The organism is Methylobacterium variabile (assembly GCF_001043975.1).
Classification (GTDB): domain Bacteria; phylum Pseudomonadota; class Alphaproteobacteria; order Rhizobiales; family Beijerinckiaceae; genus Methylobacterium; species Methylobacterium variabile.
The window spans coordinates 1-22,135 of record NZ_LABY01000085.1 but is presented as its reverse complement, the minus strand read 5'-3'; the positions used below and the strand labels follow the sequence as shown (position 1 = coordinate 22,135).

Annotated in this window: 19 protein-coding genes; 10 read left to right on the top strand and 9 right to left on the bottom strand. The window is 71.8% G+C overall.

Annotation, left to right across the window (positions count from 1 at the left end; translation table 11 throughout):
* Nucleotides 1-225 precede the first annotated feature (225 nt).
* Nucleotides 226-3,399, bottom strand: coding sequence for an autotransporter serine protease (locus tag VQ02_RS13610; RefSeq protein WP_083469201.1), 3,174 nt, complete (start codon nt 3,397-3,399; stop codon nt 226-228).
* 242 nt (nt 3,400-3,641) lie between these two features.
* On the opposite strand from VQ02_RS13610, the gene VQ02_RS13605 reads away from it, so the two are divergent.
* From VQ02_RS13605 to VQ02_RS13595, 3 genes are all read left to right on the top strand, one after another.
* Nucleotides 3,642-4,529: an MBL fold metallo-hydrolase gene (locus VQ02_RS13605; RefSeq protein ID WP_048444744.1), complete on the top strand. Its 888-nt coding sequence runs from the start codon at nt 3,642-3,644 to the stop codon at nt 4,527-4,529.
* A gap of 194 nt (nt 4,530-4,723) precedes the next feature.
* Nucleotides 4,724-4,945, top strand: coding sequence for a hypothetical protein (locus VQ02_RS13600; protein ID WP_048444743.1), 222 nt, complete (start codon nt 4,724-4,726; stop codon nt 4,943-4,945).
* 74 nt (nt 4,946-5,019) lie between these two features.
* Nucleotides 5,020-5,301 carry a hypothetical protein gene (locus VQ02_RS13595; RefSeq protein WP_245239723.1) on the top strand — a complete coding sequence of 94 codons (282 nt, stop codon included), beginning with the start codon at nt 5,020-5,022 and terminating at the stop codon, nt 5,299-5,301.
* A gap of 24 nt (nt 5,302-5,325) precedes the next feature.
* Here the strand turns inward: VQ02_RS13595 and VQ02_RS13590 are convergent, their stop codons facing one another.
* The gene (locus VQ02_RS13590) at nt 5,326-6,081 is read right to left on the bottom strand and encodes a glycerophosphodiester phosphodiesterase family protein (protein WP_048444742.1); all 756 of its coding nucleotides are present in this window, start codon (nt 6,079-6,081) and stop codon (nt 5,326-5,328) included.
* Between the two features lie 100 nt (nt 6,082-6,181).
* The gene (locus VQ02_RS13585) at nt 6,182-6,655 is read right to left on the bottom strand and encodes a RidA family protein (RefSeq protein ID WP_048444741.1); all 474 of its coding nucleotides are present in this window, start codon (nt 6,653-6,655) and stop codon (nt 6,182-6,184) included.
* A 290-nt stretch (nt 6,656-6,945) separates the two neighbouring features.
* On the opposite strand from VQ02_RS13585, the gene VQ02_RS13580 reads away from it, so the two are divergent.
* The 5 genes from VQ02_RS13580 to VQ02_RS13560 all read left to right on the top strand — a co-directional run bounded on the left by VQ02_RS13580 (nt 6,946) and on the right by VQ02_RS13560 (nt 11,760).
* Entirely contained in the window at nt 6,946-8,139 is a 1,194-nt protein-coding gene (locus VQ02_RS13580) for an aspartate aminotransferase family protein (RefSeq protein ID WP_048444740.1), read from the top strand.
* Entirely contained in the window at nt 8,139-9,086 is a 948-nt protein-coding gene (argF, locus tag VQ02_RS13575; RefSeq protein WP_048444739.1) for an ornithine carbamoyltransferase, read from the top strand. Before VQ02_RS13580 ends, argF begins: the two co-directional genes overlap by 1 nt.
* Nucleotides 9,087-9,434: 348 nt before the next feature.
* Nucleotides 9,435-10,451, top strand: a complete 1,017-nt coding sequence (locus VQ02_RS13570; protein ID WP_048444738.1) for an Hsp33 family molecular chaperone — start codon at nt 9,435-9,437, stop codon at nt 10,449-10,451.
* 105 nt (nt 10,452-10,556) lie between these two features.
* The gene (locus tag VQ02_RS13565) at nt 10,557-11,084 is read left to right on the top strand and encodes a PRC-barrel domain-containing protein (RefSeq protein WP_048444737.1); all 528 of its coding nucleotides are present in this window, start codon (nt 10,557-10,559) and stop codon (nt 11,082-11,084) included.
* A 64-nt stretch (nt 11,085-11,148) separates the two neighbouring features.
* Nucleotides 11,149-11,760 carry a LysE family translocator gene (locus tag VQ02_RS13560; RefSeq protein ID WP_048444736.1) on the top strand — a complete coding sequence of 204 codons (612 nt, stop codon included), beginning with the start codon at nt 11,149-11,151 and terminating at the stop codon, nt 11,758-11,760.
* Nucleotides 11,761-12,837: 1,077 nt separating this feature from the next.
* Here VQ02_RS13560 and argE read toward each other — a convergent pair.
* Entirely contained in the window at nt 12,838-14,022 is a 1,185-nt protein-coding gene (gene argE, locus VQ02_RS13555) for an acetylornithine deacetylase (RefSeq protein WP_048444735.1), read from the bottom strand.
* A gap of 113 nt (nt 14,023-14,135) precedes the next feature.
* On the bottom strand, nt 14,136-14,528 hold the full coding sequence (gene apaG, locus VQ02_RS13550; RefSeq protein WP_048444734.1) for a Co2+/Mg2+ efflux protein ApaG: 393 nt from the start codon (nt 14,526-14,528) through the stop codon (nt 14,136-14,138).
* 140 nt (nt 14,529-14,668) lie between these two features.
* Here apaG and VQ02_RS13545 point away from each other — a divergent pair, with 140 nt between their 5' ends.
* Both VQ02_RS13545 and VQ02_RS13540 read left to right on the top strand, forming a co-directional pair.
* Nucleotides 14,669-15,166 (top strand): hypothetical protein, encoded by a 498-nt coding sequence (locus VQ02_RS13545; protein WP_157080617.1) that lies wholly within the window; start codon nt 14,669-14,671, stop codon nt 15,164-15,166.
* A 61-nt stretch (nt 15,167-15,227) separates the two neighbouring features.
* Nucleotides 15,228-16,313, top strand: a complete 1,086-nt coding sequence (locus VQ02_RS13540; RefSeq protein WP_048444733.1) for a 2'-deoxycytidine 5'-triphosphate deaminase — start codon at nt 15,228-15,230, stop codon at nt 16,311-16,313.
* A 51-nt stretch (nt 16,314-16,364) separates the two neighbouring features.
* Here the strand turns inward: VQ02_RS13540 and pgl are convergent, their stop codons facing one another.
* The 4 genes from pgl to VQ02_RS13520 all read right to left on the bottom strand — a co-directional run.
* Complete coding sequence (gene pgl / locus VQ02_RS13535) at nt 16,365-17,111, bottom strand: 6-phosphogluconolactonase (RefSeq protein WP_048444732.1); 747 nt, start codon at nt 17,109-17,111, stop codon at nt 16,365-16,367.
* Complete coding sequence (gene zwf, locus VQ02_RS13530; RefSeq protein WP_048444731.1) at nt 17,084-18,616, bottom strand: glucose-6-phosphate dehydrogenase; 1,533 nt, start codon at nt 18,614-18,616, stop codon at nt 17,084-17,086. The genes pgl and zwf overlap by 28 nt, the downstream gene beginning before the upstream one ends.
* Nucleotides 18,613-19,587, bottom strand: a complete 975-nt coding sequence (gene gnd / locus VQ02_RS13525) for a phosphogluconate dehydrogenase (NAD(+)-dependent, decarboxylating) (protein WP_048444730.1) — start codon at nt 19,585-19,587, stop codon at nt 18,613-18,615. Before gnd ends, zwf begins: the two co-directional genes overlap by 4 nt.
* 157 nt (nt 19,588-19,744) lie before the next feature.
* On the bottom strand, nt 19,745-22,135 hold a 2,391-nt coding region (locus tag VQ02_RS13520), incomplete at its 5' end, for a bifunctional transaldolase/phosoglucose isomerase (protein WP_048444729.1).

Sequence of the window (22,135 nt, the reverse complement as noted above, 5' to 3'; positions counted from 1 at the left end):
GCGCAGCGGAGCCCGGAATGCCGACGGCACGCCCAGAACCGCTGATGGTTGTTCAGCAAGACGAGTATCATTCTGCCTCACCTCTGTCTCCGGATCCCGGGCTCTCGCCTGCGGCAAGCCCCAGGATGACCTCGTGAGATGGAAGCGTCGTCATAGAGAACTCAACGGATGAGAAAGGCCCGCCGCCTCGGGGACGAGGCGGCGGGCCTTTCCTTTGTCAGCTCATCAGAACCGGTAGGTGAAGTTGCCCTTCACGGCGTGGTCGTGGGCGCGCTCGCCGGCCTGGCCCGTATAGGCCACCCCGAGGGTCGCCGCCGGGGAGACCGCCCAGTCGAGACCGGCCTGGGCCACCACCGCGTCCCGGTTGATCGGCACGCCGGCGACCAGGAAGCCGGCTTGGCCGGCCCCGAAGGCGAGGAGGGCCTTCGGCACCACGTCGCCATAGGCGCGGCGCCAGCCGACGAGGCCGGTCAGGTAGACCGGCAGGTCGGCGGAGAGCCGGGTCGAGCCGCGCACACCCACCGTGGTGGCGGCGAGATCGTTGTCCCGGCCGAGGCCCGAGAGCGCTGCCGCGCCGCCGCGCTCGGTGAAGGCGTCCTGGCCGATGCGGATCGCGGCTGCGCCGACGAAGGGCTCGATCACCGCCGCCCCGAACGCTACCCGGTAGCCGACCTCGCCGAAGACCTGTGCGGCGAGGCCGCCGTAGCGGGCGTTGAGCCCCTGGCCGAAGCCGGGGGCCAGGATGCTGCGCCGGAGCGACAGGCTGTTGCCGCCCGCGACACCGCCGAAGCGCAGAGCCACCGGTCCGACGGTGGTGCCGGCGTAGAGTCCGCCGAAGCCGCTCTCGATCACCCCCGAGGAGGCGCGGCCGGTCACGTCGAGGCTGGTGTTGGTGTAGCCGCCGGCGACGCCGAGGCGCCAGCCGCCGGGCAGCCCGCCGAGGTCCATCCGCGTGTCGGCGCCGAGGACGAAGCCGCTGATCTGCCGCGACAGCGCCGCCGCGTTGCCGTCGCCGCGGGTGCGGCCGAAGGCGCCGAAGCCCTGGCCCCAGACGCCGTAGGCGCGCGGCTCCGCCACCTGGGCCGGCACCTGCACCGGCGACGCGACCCGGCCGGGCAGGTCCGCCGAGTAGGCCGCCGGCAGGCTCGGGGCCGAGAGACCGGGGAACACGGGCGCGTCCGCGAGGTCGCCCCGGCGCAGGCGGTCGAGGATCGCCTCGCGCACGAAGAACGCGGTCTCGAACTGCGCCGTCACCGCGCTGGCATGGACCTCGCCCGACAGGGCCGCGAAGGCGGTGCGCGCCGCCCCCGCATCGGTGTTGACCAGCACCGTCTCGTAGAGCGGGTTGCCGGCCCCCAGTGCCTCGATCGCCCCGCCGGTCGCCGCCTGGTTGCGGGTGGCACCGATCGACGCGAAGCTCGCGGCGTTGCGGGCGAGCGTCAGCCCGACGCTGTCGGCGCCGTAGTCGAGGCTCGCCCCGATGAAGGTGTAGCCCGGGGTCGCGGCGCTGAAGCGGCCGGTAATCCCTTGCGCCGCCGACAGGATGGTGGTGCGCTGGCCCAGCAGCCCGCGCAGGGCCCCGGGGCTCAGGGGACTGCCGGTGCCCTCGGCCGAGACCGCCACGGTGCCGCCCTCGATCCGCGCCGCGCCGGTGGCGTCGATGCGGTCGCTTCGCCCCGGATCCACCTCGACGGCGTAGAGCGAGCCGGCCGCGAAGCTCACGTTGCCGGCGACGTTGAGCGAGCCGATGCTGTTGCCCGGCGCCACGGTGCCGCCGGCGCGGACGTTGAGCCCGCCGACCGTGCCGGTGCCGCCCAGCGTGCCGCCCGCGTTGACGTTCGCGACCGAGGCGATCGACCCGGTGATCGCGAGCAGGCCGCCATTCACCTCGGTCGAGCCCGTGTAGGTGCTGGCGCCGGTGAGGATCAGGGCGCCGTCGCCCGCCTTGGTCAGTCCGCCCTGGTAGACGCGGTTGAGGAAGGCCTGGTCGCGCGCCTCGCGGTAGGTGTACTCGACTTGGTTGTCGGCCGTCGCGCCCGCCGGCAGGCCGTTGCTCCAGCCCCGCGCGGCCTTGTCCTGAAGCCAGGCCGCGTGCTCGGCGCTGTCCTCGATCTGGCGCTGGCGGAGCGCCGCGTCCGAGATGTCGTTCGACCAGGTGTCGACGGTGCCGCCCGGCAGGGTGGCGGTGAAGCGTCCGAGGAACTGGCCCGGGCCGTTCATCGCCCGGCCGAGGTCGATCTTGCCCCAGCCGAAGGTCTCGTTCGGCGCGTCGGCCGGACCGCTGCCGAGATGGGTCGCGGTGGTGAGCAGCACGTCGCGCGCCTGCTCGTTGGTCATGTATGGGTAGCGCTCCATCACCAGGGCCAGCGCCCCGGTGACGTGGGGCGCCGACATCGAGGTGCCGCTCTTGTTGCCGTAGCCCGCCACGCCCGTCGTCGAGGTGACGGTGCTCAGGATGGTGCGGCCCGGCGCGGCGATGCACCAGTACTTGGCGAGCCCGCAGCGGTTGAAGGTCGTGCCGTCGGTCTGGGTCAGGCCCGAGGCGGCGATCCAGCGCGACTCGAGGTCGGGCTCGAAGTAGGGCAGGGCGGCGCGCACGGTCGGGTTGTTCACGCCGGCATTGCCGGCGGCGAAGACCATGATCGTGCCCTGCTGCCGGGCGGTCTCCGCCACGGCGTCGAGCCAGTCGAGCCCGCCCTGGAACTTGGCGTAGCCGTTCACCACGCCCGCGACGGTGTTGTAGTTCTCCGAGGGCGGCGGGCTGCCCCAGGACGAGTTGATCGCCCGCGCGCCGGCCGCGGCCAGGTTGCCGTAGGCGGCCTTGAAGTAGGTGTAGTCCTGGTTGGCGCCGTAGATCGAGGAATCGGTGGCGTTGGTGTTGGTGGCCAGCAGCCTCGCGTTGAAGGCGACGCCGTGCATGCCGGTGCCGTCGCGCCGGGCCACCAGCGTGCCGTCGACGTGGGTGCCGTGGTCGTCGTTGACGCCCTGGATCCAGGTGCCCGGCACCGAGAACGGCGCGCCGGCCGTGACGAAGTCGCTGCGCACGCCGGCGGCGGTCTCGTAGCGGTAGCCGTTCGCCAGGTAGTTGCCCGTGACGGTGAGGGGCGTCACCTGGCCGGCGAATTCCGGATGGGTGGCGAGGAAGCCCGAGTCGACCGAGCCGATCACGACGCCGCGGCCGGTGATGCCCCGCGCGTAGGCCTCGTCGGCGCGCATCGAGGTCAGGCCCCAGTCACCGAGGTATTCCGGCGTCCGCCAGCTCGCCGCGTCGCCGAGCCGCCCCGGATCCTGGTAGCCGGTGGATTGCGCCAACGCTGCGTAAGAGATCGTCGAGCAGAGGAGCGAGATCAAGCCGCGCGCCGCCATCGCGTTGCGCCTCGATTGTGTCTGAACTTTCATCAAATTGCCTCAATCTAATCGTGGGCTTTAATGCCTTCTTCTTTCACGACCGCGCGCATCGGCGCCGAACACGATGCTAGCCCCGAGAAAGCCCGATTGCTGCCATCTCATCCCTGCTGCCCCGTGTTTCCCGGGCGCCGTTGCAGAAACATCACGAAACTGGCGGGGCCCGGGGGAGCGGACGGGAACAGATACTCCTGAGGAGCATTGAGCCGGGCATTCCCGTCGCGAGGTGCCGGCCTATGACCCAGCAGATCCCGATCGGTTCGGACGCCGTGGCCGACGAGCCCGCCGGCTCGGACGGCACCCACGCCCTGCGCCCGGACGTCGCCTACCAGCGCCACGCCATCGTCAACGTCGCGTATCTCGGGCCGCCGGGGGCCGGCGACCGGGGCTGGGTGCTGGTCGATGCGGGCGTCATGGGCTCGCGCGGCGCCATCGAATCCGCCGCCGCGGCCCGCTTCGGCGCCGGGGCGCGGCCGGCGGCGATCGTGCTCACCCACGGCCATTTCGACCATGTCGGGGTGCTGGAGGATCTCGCCGCCGCCTGGGACGCCCCGGTCTGGGCGCACCCCCTGGAGCGCCCCTACCTCGACGGCAGCGCCGCCTACCCGGCCCCGGACCCGAGCGTCGGCGGCGGCCTCCTCGCCCGCCTGTCGCCGCTCTTCCCGACCAGTCCGGTGAATGTCGGCGACCGCCTGCACCTGCTGCCGGAGGACGGCAGCGTGCCGCCCCTGCCGGGCTGGCACTGGATCCACACCCCCGGCCACGCCCCCGGCCACGTCTCCCTCTGGCGGCCGGCCGACCGGACGCTGATCGCCGGCGACGCCTTCGTCACCACCGCGCAGGAATCGGCCTACGCGGTCGTCGTGCAGGCGCCCGAGATGCACGGGCCGCCGCGCTACCTCACCACCGACTGGGAGAGCGCCGAGCGGTCGGTCGAGGCCCTGGCCCAGCTCGAGCCGGAGCTGGCGCTCACCGGACACGGCCGGCCCCTGCGCGGTCCCGGTCTGCGTCAGGCCCTGCACGAGCTCGCGCGCAACTTCTCGGCGGTGGCGGTGCCGCCCCGCGGGCGCTACGTCGAGAACCCGGTGCGCGCGGGCGACCCCGAGGCGACTCGGTCGCCCTGACAGGCGACACCGTCGGCCCAAAGGCGACGCCGGCGCCCGAAGGGGCGGCTCTCCCCGCTATCCACATCGCGGCCCCGGCCCGCGCCGGAAACGCCGGGGCAGCTTGACCGCATCGGCCCCGCCGTGGCTTGTTCACGTTATGTTCTAACGTGAGTCGGCCGCGGCCGGCGGCGTGCAGCGGTGAGCCAGGATCCATGAATCACGAGCCGGCGGAGCGACGGGACGGGAACACGCCCGGCGTCGAGACGATCGCGGTCGCCTACCTGCTCGCCGCCGGGGGCGATGCCGGCCTGGCCCTGCGGCGGGCCATCGCCGACGCCCTGGCGGATCTCGGCGAGGCGGAGCGGCGCACCCGCCAGCGCGACCGGCTGATCTCCCGCGGCTACGTGCGGGCCGGGCCGCTTCGGGGTGCGTGAGGGGCGCGTGCGCGCCGACACCTCGGCCGCCCGCCCCCGGGAGTATTCGACTGATGACAGCCAGGACTCAGACCATGTCCCAGCATGAGATCTCCCAGCCCGCGATGAATCAGCCCGCCCCATCCGCCAGAGCCGAGCTCATTCGCTACGATATCCGGCGCGATCGCGCCGGCTGGACGGTCTACGACGTGCGCTCGGGCGAGATCGCGGTCATCAACGACGTGCTGCAGGTCGGCCTCGACATGGACGAGGCCGACGCGATCGCCGACGCCCTGAGCGCGGACATGCCGCTCGCCGCCCTCTCGGGACACCTGGACCGGTTCCCCTGGTTCCAGCTCCCGCTCCCCCGCCGCTGAGGCCTTGCGTCGGGCGAGCGGCTCTCAGGCCCGGAAGCCCTCGAACACCATCTGGTCGGCATGCGCCCGCGCCAGGCGCACCTGCGCCTCGCTGTGCACGGTCCAGGTCATCACCGGCATGCGACCCAGGAGGCGGCAGAGGTGGGTCGCTGCGTTCGGCAGGTCGTCGACGCGCCAGGACAGGAAGTCCGGGCGGCTCTCGGCGAAGTGCAGCAGGTTCGCGAGCCCGTGCCGCGCCGCCTCGGTGAGGTGGCCGTAGGACGGGTCGTCGTGCCGGCTCTCCGCCACGATGCCGCGGGGCAGGCCGGGGGCGAGTTCGGCGAGCGCCCCGACGATGACGGGGTCGAACGACTTCAGCGCCACCGGACCGTCATAGGCCGCAACGACCTCGGCGGTGCGGCGGGCGAGCGCCAGATCGCCGTCGTGCCGGGTCTTCACCTCGACGATGAGCGGCGTGCGGCCGGCGATCCTGCCCAGGAACTCCGGCAGGGTGGGGACGCGCTCGGCGCTGCCGAGCACGCTGAGACGCCCGAGATCGGCGGCGTCGCGCTCGCGCACGAGGCCGTCCGTTCCGGTGAGCCGGCCGAGGCCGGCATCGTGGAACACCATCGCCTCGCCGTCCCGGCTGAGCTGGACGTCGCACTCGATCGCGTAGCCGCCACCGATCGCGGCCTCGGCGGCCGCGATCGTGTTCTCGGGGATGCCGGCGGCCCGGTCGTGCAGGCCCCGGTGGGCGATCGGGCGGGCGGTCAGCCAGTTGGGGGCGAGGCGGTCGGACATCTGACGGAGCCTGTTCGGGAGATTCTGACGATCGGGTTCGTGCACGACGTCAACGGTGAGGCCGTGCACGGAGAGGGCCGAGGGGCCGGTCGACCGGCCCTCAGCGGATCTCGAACAGGCCCTCGACCTCGACCACGGCGTCGAGGGGAAGCTCGGCGACGCCGATCGTCGAGCGGGCGTGGCGGCCGCGCTCGCCCAGCACCTGCACCATCAGGTCGGAGGCGCCGTTCATCACGCCCGCCACCGCCGAGAAGCCCGGCGCGGTGTTGATGAACCCGCCGAGGCGCAGGCAGGCGACCACCGCGTCGTCGAGGTTGCCGGCCGCCGCGCGCAGCTGGGCCAGCACGTTGAGGGCGCAGTGCCGCGCGGCCTCGGCGGCGGCCTCGGGCGAGACCGCGGCGCCGACCTTGCCCTTGTGGGCCGGGTCGATCTGGCCGTTCGCCCCGAAGGGCAGCTGGCCCGAGATCACCACCAGGTTGCCGCTGCGCTGGAAGGCGACGTAGTTCGCCACCGGCGCGGCGGCGGGCGGCAGGGTGAGGCCGAGCTCCTTCAGGCGGTCGAGGGTCGCGCTCATGTCTGGTCTCCCACCTGTCTGGTCTCTGCCCGGCCCGCCCGGGACCTCGCGTCCGCGGAACGGCACCGGTCCGTCGGCTCGCGGCGCTCCGCCGCGGCGCGGCCGGGACCGGCCGCCCGGGGTCTGTGCCCCGAAGGGAAGCCGGCCGCAACCCCGTCCCGGCCGTCATAATCTCCCGGCGGCGTTGACAGGGCGGCCTCGTTCCATAGTATCCGCGCGCGTGCCGCCCTTCGAGGCGGCGCTTTGTTTTTCGGTCGACCGACTCACTCGACCGCGATGGAGACGAGATCGTGACCTCCTCGCTGCTGCCGACCTACGCCCGGGCCAAGGTATCCTTCGAGCGCGGTGAGGGCGCCTGGCTCGTTGCCCGAGACGGCTCGCGATACCTCGACTTCGGCGCCGGCATCGCGGTCAACTCGGTCGGCCACGGCCACCCGCACCTGATCGCGGCGCTCACCGAGCAGGCCCAGAAGGTCTGGCACGTCTCGAACCTGTTCGAGGTGCCGGAGGCCGAGCGGCTGGCCGCGCGGCTGACCGAGGCGAGCTTCGCCGACGTGGTGTTCTTCGCCAATTCCGGCGCGGAGGCCAACGAGGCCGCCATCAAGATGGCGCGCAAGTACCACGCCGCCGGCGGCCACCCGGAGCGCTACCGGATCGTCACCTTCGAGGGCGCCTTCCACGGCCGGACGCTCGCCACCATCGCGGCCGGCGGGCAGCAGAAGTACATCGAGGGCTTCGGCCCGAAGGTAGACGGCTTCGACCAGGTCCCGTTCGGCGACCTCGAGGCCCTGAAGGCGGCGATCACGCCGGAGACCGCCGCCCTGATGATCGAGCCGATCCAAGGCGAGGGCGGCCTGCGGGTGGTCTCGCACGAGTGGCTGCGTACCCTGCGAGCCCTCTGCGACGAGCACGGCCTGATGCTGATCATGGACGAGGTCCAGACCGGCATCGGCCGCACCGGCAAGCTCTTCGCCCACGAGTGGTCGGGCGTGACGCCGGACATCATGTCCTCGGCCAAGGGCATCGGCGGCGGCTTCCCGATGGGCGCCTGCCTCGCCACGAGCGAGGCCGCCCGCGGCATGACGGTGGGCACCCACGGCACCACCTTCGGCGGCAACCCGCTCGCGATGGCGGTGGGCAACGCCGTGCTCGACGTGATCCTCGCCCCCGGCTTCCTCGACCACGTGCGCCAGACCGGCCTGCTCCTGAAGCAGCGCCTCGCCGCCCTCAAGGACCGCCATCCCGACGTGATCGACGAGATCCGCGGCGAGGGCCTGATGACCGGCCTGCGCCTCGTCGTCACCAACACCGAGTTCGCCGCCGCCGCCCGGGACGAGCACCTGCTGGTGATCCCGGCCGGCGACAACGTCGTGCGCCTGCTGCCGCCGCTGACCATCGGCGAGGCCGAGGTGTCGGCGGCGCTCGACAAGCTGGAGGCGGCCTGCACCGCCATGGAGACGAGGGGCCGGAGGGCCGCCGAGTGATGAATGCGCCCGTGAAGATCACGCCGGCCCCCCGGCACTTCCTCGACCTGACCGACTTCTCCAGCACCGAGCTGCGCACGGTCCTCGACGCCTGCACCGACCTGAAGCGGCGCCGCCGCAAGGGCGAGCCGCCGGCCGAGCGGCCGCTCGCCGGCAAGTTCCTGGCGATGGTGTTCGACAAGCCCTCGACCCGCACCCGCGTCTCCTTCGACGTGGCGATGCGGGAGCTCGGCGGCGAGACCCTGATGCTCACCGGCCGGGAGATGCAGCTCGGCCGCGGCGAGACCGTCGCCGACACCGCCCGGGTGCTGTCGCGCTACGTCGACGCGATCATGATCCGCATCCTCGACCACGGCATGATGCTGGAGTTGGCCGAGTACGCCACCGTTCCGGTCATCAACGGCCTGACGAAGGATTCGCACCCGTGCCAGATCATGGCCGACGTGCTGACCTTCGAGGAGCATCGCGGCCCGATCAAGGGCCGCACCGTCGCCTGGTCGGGGGACGCCAACAACGTGCTGGCCTCCTGGGCTCACGCCGCGGCCCGGCTCGACTTCCGCCTCAACGTCGCCTGCCCGTCGGAGCTGCCGGTGCCGGAGAGCCTCATCGCCCGCGCCAGGGCGGAGGGTGCGCAGCTGACCATCACCACCGACCCGTTCGAGGCGGTGGCGGGTGCCGACGCGGTCGTGACCGATTGCTGGGTCTCGATGGGCGACGAGGACGAGGCTCACCGCCACAACCTGCTGATGCCCTATCAGGTCAACGGCCGGCTGATGGCGGCCGCGGCCAAGGACGCGGTGTTCATGCACTGCCTGCCGGCGCATCGCGGCGAGGAGGTCACCGCCGAGGTGATCGACGGGCCGCAATCGGTGGTGTTCGACGAGGCCGAGAACCGGCTCCACGCCCAGAAGGGCATCCTGGCCTGGTGCCTCGGCGCCGTCGCCTGACGGTGTATGTCGGACAGGGCGACGAGACTGAAACCCTCCGCGTCATCCCGGGGCTCGCTGCAAGCGAGAACCCGGGATGACGCTGGAGGGTGGCACAATGCTTCGGCGATCAGCCGAGCAGGCGCGGACGCCCCGGCCCAGGCGACAGCCCCTTCGAAAACGTCGCCCGGGCCTCCATATAGCGGGATACGCCGGTCTCTCGCCGCGGCGCCTCCCGCCCCAATCGCTCCGCCTGCCCGCTCCCCTTGAGGGTATCCGGCGCGGCTCGCGCGGAAGGCCCCTCGCCGGGAGACCTTCATTGTCTTGCGTGAGAGCCGGCGCCTCAGCCCTGCCGGCGGCGGTGAGAGCATGTCCGAGATCCCTTCTTCCCCAGGCTCGTCTTCCCAAGGTTCCGAGGGCCGCGACGACGCGATCCTGCCCTTCGCGGTCGAGCCCCTCGACGTGCGCGGCCGCGTCGTGCGCCTCGGCCCCTCGGTCGACACGATCCTGCGCCGGCACGGCTACCCGGATTCCGTCGCCCGCCTCCTCGGCGAGGCCGCGGCGCTCACGGTGCTGCTCGGCTCCTCGCTCAAGTTCGAGGGCCGGTTCCAGCTCCAGACCAAGTCCGACGGACCGGTCGACATGGTGGTGGTCGATTTCGAGGCGCCCGACCGGGTGCGCGCCACGGCCCGCTTCGACGCGGAGCGCGTCGCCGAAGCCGGTCCCCGGGCGGGCACCGCCCGGCTTCTCGGCCACGGCCACCTCGCCATGACCATCGACCAGGGCTCAGCCCAGAGCCGCTACCAGGGCGTGGTGGCGCTGGAGGGCCAGGGCTTCGAGGAGGCGGCGCACCAGTATTTCCGCCAGTCGGAGCAGATCCCGACCCGGGTGCGCCTCGCCGTGGCCGAGCAGGTCGAGGGAAGCGGCCAGGCCTGGCGGGCCGGCGGCCTGCTGATGCAGTTCCTGCCGCACTCGCCCGACCGCGCCCGCCTCGCCGACCTGCCGCCCGGCGACCTGCCGGAGGGGCACACCCGCCTGGACGAGAGCCAGCCGCAGGAGGACGACGCCTGGGTCGAGGCCAAGTCCCTGGTGGCGACGATCGAGGATCACGAGCTCGTCGACCCGACCGTGTCGAGCGAGCGCCTGCTCTACCGCCTCTTCCACGAGCGCGGCGTGCGGGTGTTCGAGGCGCAGGGGGTGCACGAGGCGTGCCGCTGCTCGCGCGAGCGGGTGATGGGAATGATCCGCCGGTTCTCCGAGGAGGAGCGCCGCGACATCGTCGGCGACGACGGCCGCATCGGCATCACCTGCGAGTTCTGCTCGCGGCACTACGACCTCGATCCGGCCGAGGTGGAGGCCGAGATCGCCGGCCAATCCGACGCCTGACGCCGGACCTGACGCTGCGAAATCCGGGGTGCGGTGGAACCTTTCGCACCGCAACCGACTCATAGTGCGCCCGTGCATGTCGGGCGCACGAAGTCGGAGCCGTCGATGTCCCGCCCCCTCCTTGCCGCCGCGTTCCTCCTCGTCGCCGGCGCCAGCGCCGCCGCGGCGCAGGATGCGAGCGGCCCCAAGCCCGTCCCGGGTGCGCCCGCCACGCTGAGCGACAACCTGCGGCCGACCTTCGTCGCCCAGGAGCCGACCGACCTCGTCGCCTCGAAGCTGATCGGCCAGAGCATCCAGAACGGCGCCAACGAGACGATCGGCTCGGTCGCCGACATCGTGCTCGGGCCCGATCTCGCGGTGAAGTCCTACGTCGTCGGCGTCGGCGGCTTCCTCGGCCTCGGCACCAAGTACGTCTCGGTGGCGCGTGAGGCGCTGCAGGTCACCCGCGTCGACGACAAGACCCTGAAGGCGGTCATCAACACCGACAAGGACCAGCTCCGCGCCGCGCCGGAATACGTCTACCTCGGCCAGCAGAACGACAAGGCCAAGGCTGAGGCACAGAAGACCGACGCGCCGAAGACCGACGGTCCGGCCGCCACCGGCACCACCGCGACGCAACCGGCGCAGCAGTAAGCCCCGTCTGGCGGGGCGGCGGCGTGCGTGGCACGCTGCCGTCCGGTTCAGCGCCGGACGCTCCATGCCCCTCGACCTCTATCTCGGATTTGTCGCCGCGACGTTCGTCCTGATCCTGATCCCGGGACCGAACGTCGCCCTGATCGTCGCCAACAGCGTGGCCCATGGCAGCCGCTACGGCCTCGTCACGGTGGCCGGAACCAGCGTGGCGCTCGGCCTTCAGCTCGGCCTGACGGTCGCCGGCCTCTCGGCGATGCTCAGCATCATGGCGACATGGTTCGAGGTGCTGCGCTGGCTCGGCGTCGCCTACCTCGTCTGGCTCGGAATCCGGGCTTGGCGGGCCCCCGCCGTCGACCTCACCGGGACTGCGCCGGAGCCGCGGGCGGCCCGGGCGATCGCGCTCCGGGGCTTCCTCGTCGCGCTGACCAACCCGAAGACGCTCCTGTTCTTCGGGGCCTTCCTGCCGCAGTTCGTCAGCCGCGAGGCGGAGCCGTTGGGGCAATTCGTCCTGCTCGCCGCGACCTTTCTGGTCCTGGCGATCGCCGGCGACGCGGTCTGGGCGGTGCTGGCGGGGCAGGCGCGGGTCGTGCTGGCGAAAGGGCGCTGGCGCAACCGGCTGACCGGCGGGCTGCTCCTCGGGGCCGGTCTCGGTCTGGCGCTGTCGCGCAAGACGTGAGCGGAACAGGCCGGAGGCATCGATCCGGCGATCGGTGAGAACGACCTCCGGTCCCGCGCTCGACGTTGGGCCAGGCTTATGGTCCGGCCTCGACGATGTCCGACGGACCGACGGGCTCAGGAGCGACCCATCAATGAACTATCTGGGCTGTACGAAGGGTCCACCGCACTGGACGACGCGAACAGCCGTTCTGATGCAGCGCCCCTGCGCGAAGCCGCAAGATCCCGGCTTGCCCGGGCATACGAACGGCGCGCGTTTGGCGCAGTAAGTCTCCCGGCAAGTCCGGGCCTCTGCGTCGCCCGGCAGGACGACCACCGCGAGACAGAGAGTGCTGAACGCAGCCACTGCTTTGAAAGAACGTAGCATTGCTTTCTCCGCGCACATCATGCTGTTCAGCGTCGATTGACGGGATAAATTTCACGTATCTATACGTCATATCAGACTTGATTACAATCTAAGTAAATAAAATACAAGATATTGATCTCGATAACTGATTTTAATTGTTGGTTATCGCAAATAAATCTTGCGTCCAATCAATTTAATAAACAAACTGATGAGGTTCTCATGATTTTATAGATTGCTAAGCATAGATATTATACTAATAAGTTTTTATATTGAATTTAATATACAATTTTATTTTCCGGTAAAAACAAATTTCTCAAACCGCGCGAGCTATGTGAAATCGGTAGAGTGAATGTCGACCGCCACTATTGGGAGGTCATCGAAGCAGGCGGCCGGCCCCTCCGATGCCAACGTGGAAGCCACTCGATCGAGCGGGGCCGCGGCGAGGCGCATTTTGAGACGCGGCAGCGCGTGTCATCGCGTGAACGGGGCAGGTCGCAGGCGATCCGCTCCCCGGCGGCCTGATCCAGGGCAATGGGGGTTCGCAGGGTGCGGACGGCGACGGCCGGCATCCTTGCGGGGTCATGACGGCCGGCATCGCCTCCAGCCTCTGTCCCGACGTACGAGCCGCGACCGGCTCCGGTGCGAGATGACGGGGGAGAGCGGACCTGGCCCGCGTCGCCCGTTTTCCGGCGGCCGACGCAACCGACCTGTCACCGCACCTTGCGGCCCCCCTCAGGCCGGGCTCCACCCCGCCGCGCAATCCCGCACCAGCTGGCGCAGGAAAGCCTCGCCGGCCTCCAGGGCCGCCAGCGTGATGTACTCGTCGGGCTGGTGCGCCTGGTCGATCGAGCCCGGGCCGCAGACGACCGTCGGCAGGCCGGCGAGCTGGAAGCGGCCGGCCTCGGTGGCATAAGGAACGGTGATGGTGTGGTTGCGGCCGGCGAGCCGCAGGGCCAGGCGCTCGGCCGCGGAGCCGGGCTCCGGCGCCAGCCCCGGCACCGCCGCGTCCTCCTCGGTCTCGATGCGGCCGTAGGCGCCGAAGCGGTTGAGCCGCTCGCGGGTCACCCGCTCCACGTCCCTGGCGAACAGGCCCGGGATCTCGTCGGGGGGCAAATCCGGCAGGCTGCGGAACTCCCACAGGAACTCGCAGGCCTTCGGCAGGATGTTGCGGGCGGTGCCGCCGCCGATCGTGCCGACATGGACCGTGGTGTAGCCCGGGTCGAACCGGCCGCTGGCGTCGCCCCGCGCCACCATCTGGTCGGCGATCCGGTTCAGGCCCGCCACCAGCTCGGCCGCCGCCATCACCGCGTTGGCGCCCAGCGCCGGCTTCGAGGAATGGGCCTCGTGGCCGTGGACGGTGGTGCGGTAGGTGTAGATGCTCTTGTGGGCGTCGGCGACCTCGAGGTCGGTCGGCTCGCCGACGATCACCGCGCCCGGCCGCGGCAGGTCCTGGCCGAAGCGGGCGATCACGTCCGCGACGCCGAGGCAGGTCAGCTCCTCGTCGTAGGAGAGCAGGATGTGGATCGGCGTCTTCAGGTTAGCCGCCACCATCTCCGGCACCAGGGCGAGGCAGAGGGCGTCGAAGCCCTTCATGTCGACAGCGCCGCGGCCGTAGGCCCGGCCGTCGGCGACGCGCAGCGTGTAGGGGTCGCTGGTCCAGGCCTGGCCGGCGACCGGCACCACGTCGGTATGGCCGGAGAGCACCACGCCGCCGTCCCGCATCGGCCCGATCGTGGCGAACAGCGCGGCCTTGTCGCCGGCTGCGTTCGGGGCGCGGACGTACGGCACGCCCCAGGCATCAAGGTACTCGGCCACCCAGTCGATCAGCGGCAGGTTCGACTTCTGGCTCTCGGTATCGAAGGAGACCAGCCGGGCGAGGAGTTCGAGCGGGGTCAGGCGGGGGCCGGTCTGCGTCATCGGGCGGGCTGTCTCGCGGCGGGGAAAGCCGCGTCCTTAGCGCAGCTTGCCGGCGACCGACAGCCGCGCCGGCGCAACCGCCCCGGCGCCGCGACGCATGTCGGGGCGCCGCCTCAGTGCATCACGCGGCGGGCGTGGGGCGAGTCGAGCGAGAAGGCGGGGATCGCCGCCTCGAAGCTGCCGCCATCGGCAGTCGCCATGGTGTAGGTGCCCTCCATCGTGCCGTCCGGCGTCGTGAGGGGGCAGCCGCTGGTGTAGCTGAACGACTCGCCCGGCCCCAGCACCGGCTGCTTGCCGACGACGCCCGCGCCGCAGACCTCCTGCATCTCGCCGCGGCCGTCGACGATGCGCCAGTGGCGCGAGCGCAGCTGCACCTGCTCGCTGCCGTTGTTGGTGATCTCCACCGTATAGGCGAAGAAGTAGCGGCCGCTGTCGGGCGAGGATTCCTCCTCGACGAAGCGGGGCTTCACGGTGACGCTGATGCCGTGGGTCTCGGCCTTGTACATCAGGGATCCTCCGCTGGCGGTCGCGCAAGCGCGACGGCCGACGGGCGCCGTGGTACGTCCCGCCTCCCGGATCGTCAATCGCTGGCGTCTGCGGTCGGTAATCCTGCACGAGGCGCCGTGTTCCACGCCATGAGTTTTCGATGAGTCCTCTTCGCTCGTCCACAGGAGCCGCGGGCCTCGCCGCCGCGGCGGCCCTGGCCCTGCGCGCCGACCTCGCGGCGCTGGGTCTGCTCGCCGCCTGGCGCGGCCTCGCGCTCCTGGCGCCGCGGCCCGAGCCGGCGGGGGAGGGGCCGTGGATCCGGGCGGTGCTGGCCCTCGCCCTGGCCTGGCGGGCGCCCGGCTGGCCGGCGGCAGCCCTGGTCGCAGCGCTCCTTCTCGAGGTCGCGGCGGTGCGCGTCACCGCCCTCGCGGCGGCCCGGACCGGGACCGCGCTTCCGGGCCTCGACCTGCGCTCGCTGGTCCTGGCCGGCGGCCGCGCGGCCGACACCCTCGCGGCCGTCGCCTTCGCCGCGATGATCCTGCTCCCGGACCGGCTGCCGCTCCTGGCGAGCGCGCTCGCCGGCCTCACCGCCATGGGGGCCGTGGCGCGGGCGAGCCTCGCCGTCGCGGTCGTGCGCGGCGCGCGGGACGAGGCGTGACGCCTCTTCACGTCATGGAAACCCTGGCCTACGACAATGGCCCATCGCGGATGGACGGGTCATGGTGCAGCTCGAGGACGGGATTCAATCGGCGGAAGGCATCGCGGCGCTCGCCGCCGCCGGGGTGATCCGCACGGCAGCGCCCTTCGCGGACGATCAGGTCCAGCCGGCGAGCCTCGACCTGCGCCTCGGCGCGCGGGCCTGGCGCGTGCGGGCGAGCTTCCTGCCGGGTCGCACCCGCGACGTCGCCGCCTGCCTCGACAAGCTGAAGCTGCACGAGATCGACCTGCGCCAGGGCGCGGTGCTGGAGACCGGCTGCGTCTACATCGCCGAATTGCAGGAGGGCCTCGCCCTGCCGCCCGATCTCGCGGCGAGCGCCAACCCGAAGAGCTCGACCGGGCGCATCGACGTCTTCACCCGGGTCATCACCGACCAGGCGCGGGAATTCGACATGGTCGAGGCCGGCTATGCCGGCCCGCTCTTCGCCGAGATCTCGCCGCGCACCTTCCCGGTCCTGGTGCGGAGCGGCTCGCGGCTGTCCCAGATGCGCTTCCGCCGCGGCGCCGTCCGGCTCGACGACGCCGCGCTGGCGCGCCTGCACGCGGCCACGCCCCTCGTCGACGCCGCCAACCCTTCGTTTCAGGGCGGCGTCGCGGTCTCGGTCGACCTCTCGGGCTTCGACGGGCTGATCGGCTACCGCGCCAAGCGCCACACCGGCCTCGTCGACGTCGACCGGCCGCGGTCCTACCCGGCCTCCGAGTTCTGGGAGCCCCTGCGGGCCGACGGCTCCGGCACCCTGATCCTCGATCCGGGCCAGTTCTACATCCTGGCCTCGAAGGAGGCGGTGCAGGTGCCGCCGGACTTCGCCGCCGAGATGGTGCCGTTCGATCCGCTGGTGGGCGAGTTCCGGGTCCACTACGCCGGCTTCTTCGATCCGGGATTCGGCCACGCCGAGGCCGGCGGCACCGGCGCCCGCGCGGTGCTCGAGGTGCGCTCCCGCGACGTGCCGTTCATGCTCGAGGACGGCCAGATCGTCGGCCGCCTCGTCTACGAGCGCATGGCTCAGCGCCCCGCCGCCCTCTACGGCAGCGCCGCCGGCTCGAACTACCAGGCGCAGGGGCTGAAGCTCTCGAAGCACTTCGTCTGACGGATCCCGGGCGCGGGGACCGTCGTCGGGTCGCACGCGCCCCGCGCGGCCTCAGCCGGCCGCCGCGGCGTCGAGAAGCCAGACCATCTCGCCCGAGGCCCGAACGTGGCCCGCGGGCAGGTCCTCGCCGGCGGCGAGGCGCGCCAGCGGCGCGCGCTTGCCCGCGCCGGTGACCAGGAACAGGAGGAGCGGCGTGGCGCCCAGGGCCGGCAGGGTCAGGCTCACCCGCGGCACGAAGGGGGCGAGGCCGGCCTCCGGCACCGGCACCACCCAGGCCCCGCTCTCCCGCGCCTCGGGCTTGCCCGGAAACAGCGAGGCGGTGTGGCCGTCCTCGCCGAGGCCGAGGAGGACGAGGTCGAACAGCGGCCGGCCCGGATCGAGCCGGTCGGCGCCGTACCAGGCGGCCAGCTCCGCCGCGTAGGCCGCGGCGCAGGCCTGCGGCGGGCCGCCGGTCGGGATCGGGTGCAGGTGGCCGGGCGGCACGAGATCCGCCCCGAACGCCTCTTCCACCATGCGCCGGTTGCTGCCGGCCTCCGGCCCGTCGCCGACGCGCTCGTCGCCGAAGAACCAGTGCAGCCGGTCCCACGGCAGCCGGCTGCGGAACGCCGGCCCGGCGAGCAGCCGGTAGAGGAGTTTCGGGGTCGAGCCACCCGACAGGCAGATGCCGATGCGCCCTGCCTTCGCGCCGGCGAGGACGACCAGGCGTTCGGCCGCCTCCCGGGCGACCTCGTCCGCGTCGGGCAGCACCTGGCGACCGGCGCCGGGCGCGCTCACGAGTCGTGCTCCAGCGTGCGCCATTGCCGGCCGTCGCGCGCCAGCAGGTCGTCAGCCTCCTCCGGGCCGGCGCTGCCGGCGGCGTAGGGGAGGGGATCGAGCCGGCCCTCCGCCGCCGCGTCGAGGATCGGCTGCACGATGCGCCAGCCGGCCTCGATCATGTCGGCGCGCTGGAACAGCGTCGGGTCGCCGATCATCGCGTCGTAGATCAGGGTCTCGTAGCCGGTGCTGGGCTCGGTCTTGAAGTAGTCCTTGTAGCAGAAGCGCATGTCGACGCTGCCGAGGCGCACCGCCGGGCCAGGCACCTTGGCGCCGAACTGCAGCGAGATGCCCTCGTTGGGCTGGAGCTGCAGCACCAGCCAGTTCGGGATGTCCTCGTGCACGTTGGTGCCCTTGAACAGCGACAGCGGCGCCTGCTTGAAGCGGATCGCGATCTCGGTGTCGCGCCGGGTCATCGCCTTGCCGGTGCGCAGGTAGAACGGCACCCCGGCCCAGCGCCAGTTGTCGATGCCGAGCTTGAAGGCGAAGAAGGTCTCGGTGCCGCTGTCGGGCGCGACGCCGGTCTCCTCGCGGTAATCCTTCACCGCCTTGCCCTGCACGGTGCCGGCGACGTACTGGCCGCGCACCGCCTCCTCCGGGCGTGCCGAGGGGGTGGCGAGCAGCACCTCCTCCTTCTTGTCGCGCACGGCTTCCGCCTCGAACGAGATCGGCGGCTCCATCGCCACCAGGGTGTAGAGCTGGAAGAGGTGGTTCGGCACCATGTCGCGCAGCGCGCCGGTGGCCTCGTAGAACTTGGCCCGCCCCTCGACGCCGACGGTCTCCGCCACGGTGATCTGCACGTGGTCGATGTGCTCGCGGTTCCACAGCGGCTCGAACAGGCCGTTGCCGAACCGGAACGCCATGATGTTCTGCACCGTCTCCTTGCCGAGGAAGTGGTCGATGCGGAAGATCTGGTCCTCGGACAGGACCTTCAGGATGTCGGCATCGAGCTTTTCCGCCGAGGGCAGGTCGTGGCCGAACGGCTTCTCGATGATGACGCGGCGCCAGCGATCCCCGTCCTCCTCGACGAGGCCGGCCTCGCCGAGCTTGGCGATGGTCGGGCCGAACAGGCTGGCGGCGACCGCGAGGTAGAACAGCACGTTGCCGCCGTCCTCGCGCCCCGACACCTCGGCGATCGCGCGCTTCAGCTCCGCGAACGAGTCGGCCTCGGACAGGTCGCCCGCGCGGTAGTGGACCCGCCCGACGAGGTCGTTCCACACGCCCTCGTCGAACGAGCCGCCGCCAGCTTCGCCACCCTTGGCGGTGATGAAGCCGCGCACGGTCTCGCTCAGCTCGGCGCGGAAATCCTCCGACGACATCTCCGAGCGGCTGACGCCGATGACGGAGAAGTCCTCCGGCAGCAGGCCCCACCGGCCGAGGTTGTAGAGCGCCGGCATCAGGAGCCGGTGGGTCAGGTCGCCGGTCGCCCCGAAGATCACCAGGGTGCAGGCGGGCGGGGGCGCTGCCCCCTCGGCCATCTTGCTGGTCATTTCGGCTCCTGGTGGCCGCCGAAGCCCTTGCGCATCGCCGAGAGCAGCTTGTCGGCGTAGGTCGCGCTCTGGCGCGAGCGGAAGCGGGCGTAGAGGGCGGCCGACAGCACGTGGGCCGGCACCGCCTCCTCGATCGCGGCGTTCAGCGTCCAGCGGCCCTCGCCCGAATCGGCGACGTGGCCCGAGAAGGCGTCGAGGTTCTCGTCGCCGGCGAGCGCCGTGGCGGTGAGGTCGAGGAGCCAGGACGAGACCACGCTGCCCCGGCGCCAGACCTCGGCGATGTCGCCGATGTTGAGGTCGAAGCGCTGCGCCTCCGGCAGCTCGGGCGAGTTGGCGTGCTTGAGGATGTCGAAGCCCTCGGCATAGGCCTGCATCAGGCCGTACTCGATGCCGTTGTGGATCATCTTGACGAAGTGGCCGGCGCCGCTCGGCCCGGCATGGATGTAGCCGCGCTCGGCGCGCTCGTCCCGGCCCTCGCGGCCCGGCGTGCGGGGCACGTCGCCGAGGCCGGGGGCGAGCGTCGCGAAGATCGGGTCGAGGCGGTCGACCGCCGCCTTGTGGCCGCCGATCATCATGCAGTAGCCGCGCTCGAGGCCCCAGACGCCGCCGGAGGTGCCGACGTCGACGTAGTGCAGGCCCTTCCCGTCGAGCACGGCGGCACGACGGATGTCGTCCTTGTAGAACGAGTTGCCGCCGTCGATGATGACGTCGTCGGGCTGCATCAGCCCGGCGATTTTCATCACCGTCACCTCGGTCGGATCCCCCGCCGGCAGCATCACCCAGGCGGTGCGCGGCACCTCGAGCTTCGCGACGAAATCCTCCAGGCTGTCGGCGCCGACCGCGCCCTCCTGCACCAGGGCCGCCACGGCCTGGGGATCCTGGTCGAACACCACGGCCGTGTGCCCGTTGCGCAGGAGCCGCCGGACGATGTTGCCGCCCATCCGACCGAGACCGACCATGCCGAGTTGCATCGCGTTACTCCTCGCCGGCGCGGATCGGGGCCGGCGGCCCGAGGGCGTTGAGGGCCCGTCATGTCGTACCGTCCGGCACCGGGGGGCGGCGCGGCCGGTCGAGTTCTGGCGCGGGCTCCCCTCACCTTGCGGGGGCGGGGAGCCCGCGCTGCAGCAGCTAACTAAGCGCCGACTTCAGCCGGTCGAGGCCCTTGGCCACGTCGCCCTTGATGTGGACGCGAAGCGCCCGGCGGCCGCGCTCGGAGAGCACGCCGAAATCGCCCCGCGCCTGGGCGGCGATCACGGTCGCGAAGCCGAGGCTGCGGCCGGGGATCGCCAGGTCGGGCGCCTCCGAGGTGATCTGCAGGAAGACGCCGCTGTCGGGCCCGCCCTTGTAGGCCTGGCCGGTCGAGTGCAGGAAGCGCGGCCCGAACTCGGCGCAGGTCGCGACGTGCTTGGCGTCGCGCAGCGCCACCCGGGCGGCCTGGAGCGGCGCCAGGTGCTCCGGGTTGCGGGTGACGTAGGCGAGCAGCGCCACGTAGTCGCCGGCCCCGGCCCGGCCGATCTGCGCCTTGATCCAGCTCTCCGGATCGCTGCCGGCGCCGGCCTTGCGCAGGGCCTCGGCATTGGCGGCGTCGGTGTAGAGGGCGAGGCCCTCGTCCTGCGCCACCGGCGTCTCGGCCGGCAGGGCGCCGTCCTTCTCGGCGGCCGAGAACAGCTCGCGGGTCTTGACCTTGCTCGCCTCGACGTCGGGCTGGTCGAACGGGTTGATGCCGAGCACCGCGCCCGCCACCGCGGTGGCGATCTCGAAGCGGAAGAACTCCTGCGGCACGCTCTTCTTCGAGGCGAGGCTGATCCGCACCACCGGGTGGCCGGCCTCCTCCAGCGCCGTCACGGCCGCGTCCTGCGCGGCGTCGGCGCCCTCGTCGAGGCGCAGGTAGACGAAGAACCGGTCCTTGCCGTAGGCGGCCGGGCCAGCGAGCGGCTCGTTGTCGATCGGGATCAGGCCCTTGCCCTCCTTGCCGGTCGACTCGGCGATGAGCTGCTCGGCCCAGGCGCCGAAGGTGTCGATGCCGGGCGAGGCGATCAGCGTGACCTTGTCCCGGCCCTGCTCGGTCGCGGCGGTGCCCATCGCCAGGCCGAGCTGGACGCCCGGGTTCAGGTCCGGCGGTACGTCGGAGCCGCAGGAGCGCACCATGGTGCGGGCGCTCTCCAGGAAGGCCGCGACGTCGAGGCCCATGGCGGCGGCCGGCACCAGGCCGAAGGCCGACAGCACGGAGTAGCGCCCGCCGATCTGCGGCACGCCGTAGAAGATGCGCCGGAAGCCGTCGTCCTTGGCCGCCTTCTCCATCGCCGAGCCCGGATCGGTCACGGCGACGAAGTGGCGGCCGGCCTTCTCGCGGCCGACCACGTCCCGCATCCGCCCGAGAAAGTAGTCCCGGAAGACGTTCGGCTCGAGGGTGGAGCCCGACTTCGACGCGACGATGAACAGGGTGCGCTCGAGGTTCACCGCGGCCTCGACCGCCCGGACCTCGTCCGGATCGGTCGAATCCAGGATGCGCAGGCGCGGGAAGCCCGCTTGCGGCCCGTAGGTCTCGGCCAGCACCTCCGGCCCGAGGCTGGAGCCGCCCATGCCGAGCACCACCGCGTCGGTGAAGCCCTCCCGCTTCACCTCCGCGGCGAAGGCGGCGTAGTCGGCGGCCTTCGCGGCCTCGTCCTCCGCGATGGTGAGCCAGCCGAGCCATTTCGCCTCGTCGGCGCCGCTCCAGACGCTCGCGTCGCGCTGCCACAGGCGGCGCACCAGCCCGTCCTTGCGCCAGGTCTCGATCGCCCTCTTCAGCGGCTCGTCGAGGCTGCCGAGCGAGAGCGCCTGCCGGTCGATCCCGTGGCCGAGGAACTTCTCCCGCTTGCCGGCGACGGCGCCCAGCACCTTGTCGGCGGCGTCGACGAAGAGCTGGACGCCCTCCTCGACGAGCTGGCGCGCCACCGCGTCGAGGTCGATCCCGGCCTTGGCGAGGTGGGCGAGCACGCGCTCGGCCTCGTCGAGGCCCTCTTCCAGGCTCGCCCGCACCTTTCCGTGGTCGCGGAACGCGTCCATCGTCGCCGGCGGGATGGTGTTGACGGTGTTGGGGCCGATCAATTCCTCGACGTAGAGCACGTCGGAATAGGCCTTGTTCTTGGTGCCGGTGGAGGCCCAGAGCAGGCGCTGCGGCTGGGCGCCCTTGCCGGCGAGCGCCGTCCAGCGGTCGTCGGCGAAGAGGCGCTTGTAGCGCTGATAGGCGAGCTTGGCGTTCGCTATCGCGACCTTGCCCCTGAGACCTTCGAGGGCCGCCTTCTCGTCCGGATCGTTGGCCGCCGCGATCTTCTCGTCGAGGAGCTTGTCGACCGCCGAATCGATGCGGCTGATGAAGAAGCTCGCGACGCTGGCGACCCGGCCGACGTCGCCGCCGGCGGCCGCGAAGCGCTCCAGACCCTCGATGTAGGCCTTCGCCACCTCCTCGTAGGTCCCTTGCGCGAACAGCAGCGTGACGTTGATGCTGATGCCCTCCGCCGTGAGGTCGCGGATCGC

What these genes read in the sequence shown, in the direction of transcription:
- VQ02_RS13610 (WP_083469201.1), bottom strand. Translation starts at nt 3,399, where the DNA reads ATGAAAGTTCAGACACAATCGAGGCGCAACGCGATGGCGGCGCGCGGC.
- VQ02_RS13605 (WP_048444744.1), top strand. Translation starts at nt 3,642, where the DNA reads ATGACCCAGCAGATCCCGATCGGTTCGGACGCCGTGGCCGACGAGCCC.
- VQ02_RS13600 (WP_048444743.1), top strand. Translation starts at nt 4,724, where the DNA reads ATGAATCACGAGCCGGCGGAGCGACGGGACGGGAACACGCCCGGCGTC.
- VQ02_RS13595 (WP_245239723.1), top strand. Translation starts at nt 5,020, where the DNA reads ATGTCCCAGCATGAGATCTCCCAGCCCGCGATGAATCAGCCCGCCCCA.
- VQ02_RS13590 (WP_048444742.1), bottom strand. Translation starts at nt 6,081, where the DNA reads ATGTCCGACCGCCTCGCCCCCAACTGGCTGACCGCCCGCCCGATCGCC.
- VQ02_RS13585 (WP_048444741.1), bottom strand. Translation starts at nt 6,655, where the DNA reads ATGAGCGCGACCCTCGACCGCCTGAAGGAGCTCGGCCTCACCCTGCCG.
- argF (WP_048444739.1), top strand. Translation starts at nt 8,139, where the DNA reads ATGAATGCGCCCGTGAAGATCACGCCGGCCCCCCGGCACTTCCTCGAC.
- VQ02_RS13570 (WP_048444738.1), top strand. Translation starts at nt 9,435, where the DNA reads ATGTCCGAGATCCCTTCTTCCCCAGGCTCGTCTTCCCAAGGTTCCGAG.
- VQ02_RS13565 (WP_048444737.1), top strand. Translation starts at nt 10,557, where the DNA reads ATGTCCCGCCCCCTCCTTGCCGCCGCGTTCCTCCTCGTCGCCGGCGCC.
- VQ02_RS13560 (WP_048444736.1), top strand. Translation starts at nt 11,149, where the DNA reads ATGCCCCTCGACCTCTATCTCGGATTTGTCGCCGCGACGTTCGTCCTG.
- argE (WP_048444735.1), bottom strand. Translation starts at nt 14,022, where the DNA reads ATGACGCAGACCGGCCCCCGCCTGACCCCGCTCGAACTCCTCGCCCGG.
- apaG (WP_048444734.1), bottom strand. Translation starts at nt 14,528, where the DNA reads ATGTACAAGGCCGAGACCCACGGCATCAGCGTCACCGTGAAGCCCCGC.
- VQ02_RS13545 (WP_157080617.1), top strand. Translation starts at nt 14,669, where the DNA reads ATGAGTCCTCTTCGCTCGTCCACAGGAGCCGCGGGCCTCGCCGCCGCG.
- VQ02_RS13540 (WP_048444733.1), top strand. Translation starts at nt 15,228, where the DNA reads ATGGTGCAGCTCGAGGACGGGATTCAATCGGCGGAAGGCATCGCGGCG.
- pgl (WP_048444732.1), bottom strand. Translation starts at nt 17,111, where the DNA reads ATGGCGCACGCTGGAGCACGACTCGTGAGCGCGCCCGGCGCCGGTCGC.
- zwf (WP_048444731.1), bottom strand. Translation starts at nt 18,616, where the DNA reads ATGACCAGCAAGATGGCCGAGGGGGCAGCGCCCCCGCCCGCCTGCACC.
- gnd (WP_048444730.1), bottom strand. Translation starts at nt 19,587, where the DNA reads ATGCAACTCGGCATGGTCGGTCTCGGTCGGATGGGCGGCAACATCGTC.